A 2,698-nucleotide genomic window follows, 5' to 3' on the forward strand; every position below is an offset into this window, starting at 1 on the left:
GGGTTCAGCTCCGTGCGGGATCCCGTATCCCCAGAGCGAGGGATCCAACGCTCAGGCAAGGTGGCAGGGGATCCCCATTGGGACTGGAGCTGGCTGAGGAATTGTCCCTGCTGGGTGCGAAAGCCGACCAGATCGGATCCGCCATTCATCAGGGCAAACCAAATGTCCCCCTGCGCGGTTGGCAGTACACCCGCCAAGGTGCTGACGCTCCTCAAGGTGCCCGACTTGGCAATTAGGATCCCTGGCAACAGACGCCGCTCCAACACCCCCACATCCTGGCCGACGACGGCAAAAGCATCGGCAAGAGAGAGCCCCTGCTCCTCCAGAAGAGATTGGATCGCTCGAAGCAAAGCTACATTGGCCCGCGGCGAAATGCGGTTTTCCACCCCCAACCCGGAGCCGTTGATCAGTTGCAGCTCTTCTGCCGGGATCCCGGCGATGGCCCGGGCGATTTGGGCCACTTGGTCTGCTCCCCCCACCGCATCGGCCAACATCTCGGCCATGGAGTTGTTGCTGTAGAGGTTCATCAGCTTGACCAGGTGAATGAGGGGGGGGGACTCATGTCTGAGCAAAACCTGAGCGCCGGGCGGGATCTGCTGGGCAACCCGCACCGAGCCCAAAATCTCCACCTGCGGTCTGGGTGTGCCGGGGGGTAAGGTTTGAAATTGGGCCTCCGCCTCTGGCGGCCAGCGCCGCGCATCCAGCCCCTGCCGCAACAGGGATCCCGATTGCGCCACATCCCGGGAAAAGTTCATGTAAAAGCGGCCCACCACCACCAGATCCCCGCGCACCTGGCGGATCCCATAGGCATTGAGCAGGTTGCCGACGGAGAAGGCTTCCTCCCAGACGAACAAGGGATCCTCCCCCCCCAGAACCCAGAGATCCCCCTGTAGAACTCCCTCAGCAGTTAAGGGGCCAGTGGCCAGCCAGGTGGTAACAAAGCGGTGCTGCGGGCCAAAGTGCTGCAAAGCGGCCAGGGTCGTTGCCACCTTGGTCAAAGAAGCAGCCGGCAAGGGTGTGGATCCCTGATGCTGTCCCAAAACAAGGATTCTGTCCCGCTGAGGCGAAGGATCCTCCATCTGCAGCCAAACCCCCTGAGCCGCGGGCGAAAACCCCCGACCGGCCAACTGAGCCAGATAGGTTTCCACCTGAGGTTGCAGGGATCCCTGCTCCGTCGCCTGAGAAGTGGGAGACAAACTCAGCAACAGAGTGGCCGCCGAGAGCAGCCCAACCCAGCTCGAAACCAGCCGCCTACCGGGCCAGCCCCACAGATGTCGTTCGTGCCGTGGCGTCAGCGTTGCGGAGCAACAGTGTTGTGTAGCACCATGGGGTGCCGCAGGCATAGCACTTTTCACGGAAAACACCCTCTAAACATCCCGGCAACCGAGGGGGCATCAGCTCGTCAATTCCCAGCCACCCTCTTCCACAGGCTCTACATCGATGGTGCCGGGGGGCGTTTGCCGATAAAAACGTCCGTCTGCAACAAACAGCGGCTCTCCACAATTGGGGCAAAAGAAATGGCTGCCCTCAATGGCTTGCGATTCTGACCCACACACCGGGCAGCGATCGGTGGTAATCCAGCGGCGCGCCCACCAGCGAAAGGCCAGGAGCACCAATACCGGCAAGGACAGCAAAAACAGCAACAGAGCCACCAATCCGGCGACCAGCCACCCCAGCCCGACACTGGTCAGCAAAGCTGCCAACGCCAGGGATCCCAGCCAGAACCCCCAGCCACCCAGAGAAATGGAATAGGTTTTGGGCTGCTCAAACCGCATTTTCGTTTTCCTTCCCCGATCACTACGCTTGCCAACGCTGTCAGGATGCCGCGGGCCTTTTCTTGAGTATGTTAGCCTAGGCGCGCCCGAACACCAGAAACAGTCCGCCACATAGCCCTGCTCTGTAGGCTAGCTCATCCCGGATGGATGAGGGATTGGGTTTCCCGCACCCTTCCCGAGGCTCTCCCGGCAGCCCATGCGCCTCAGTTGCGTCCCTGTTCTATTGGGCCTGAACTGAGCCTGAACGATGTCTTCAGCAACCAAGTCGGGTGGTGTCGTCATAAATGAAGTTATTATCAATTACAGAACTTATTGACTGTTACGGCGACGTTGCCCAACAGCGGAGGGGCGGCATCATGGTCTACACCGAAGAGGCGTTCAAGGCAGAGCTCAATGCCAAAGGCTGGCGAGCCACTCGGCAGCGGGAGATCATCCTGCAAACGTTTCAAAACTTGCCTGAGGGCACGCATCTGAGCGCGGAGGAGTTGCACAAAAAGTTGCGGGAAGAAGGCCACAACATTAGCCTTTCCACCATTTACCGCACCGTCAAGCTGATGTCCCGCATGGGCATTTTGCGAGAACTGGAACTGACCGAAGGGCACAAACATTACGAGATCAACCAGCCGGCCCCCCACCACCACCACCATCTGGTGTGCGTCAAGACCAACAAGGTGATCGAGTTCAAAAACAACGCCATTCTTAACATCACCCAGAAGGTGGCAGAAAAGTACGGTTTCAAAGTGTTGGATTGCCAGCTCACCATTATTGGTATCAGCCCAGAAGGGCAGCGCTCGATTTTGTAGCCAAAAATTCCCAAAGCTCAGGTTCTCATGCTTTCCCAGAAGGGGAACTGTACTGGGCTGGTAGGAGGATGGGGATCCCGTCAACGGGAGGAAATGCCAGAATAGCTCCCGTGAGGCCAA

Annotated in this window: 3 protein-coding genes; 1 reads left to right on the forward strand and 2 read right to left on the reverse strand. The window is 58.9% G+C overall.

Annotated features, from left to right (window positions below; all coding sequences use genetic code 11):
• The coding region (locus tag NW820_RS09280; protein WP_414407329.1) for a D-alanyl-D-alanine carboxypeptidase at positions 1-1,196 on the reverse strand (1,196 nt) is incomplete at its 3' end.
• 198 nt (positions 1,197-1,394) lie between these two features.
• A complete protein-coding gene (locus NW820_RS09285; RefSeq protein ID WP_414389207.1) occupies positions 1,395-1,775 on the reverse strand; it encodes a hypothetical protein in 381 nt (126 codons plus the stop codon).
• A 356-nt stretch (positions 1,776-2,131) separates the two neighbouring features.
• On the opposite strand from NW820_RS09285, the gene NW820_RS09290 reads away from it, so the two are divergent.
• Complete coding sequence (locus tag NW820_RS09290) at positions 2,132-2,578, forward strand: Fur family transcriptional regulator (RefSeq protein WP_011433855.1); 447 nt, start codon at positions 2,132-2,134, stop codon at positions 2,576-2,578.
• Positions 2,579-2,698 lie beyond the last annotated feature (120 nt).

It is taken from the genome of Synechococcus sp. R55.7 (genome assembly GCF_047461955.1).
Classification (GTDB): domain Bacteria; phylum Cyanobacteriota; class Cyanobacteriia; order Thermostichales; family Thermostichaceae; genus Thermostichus.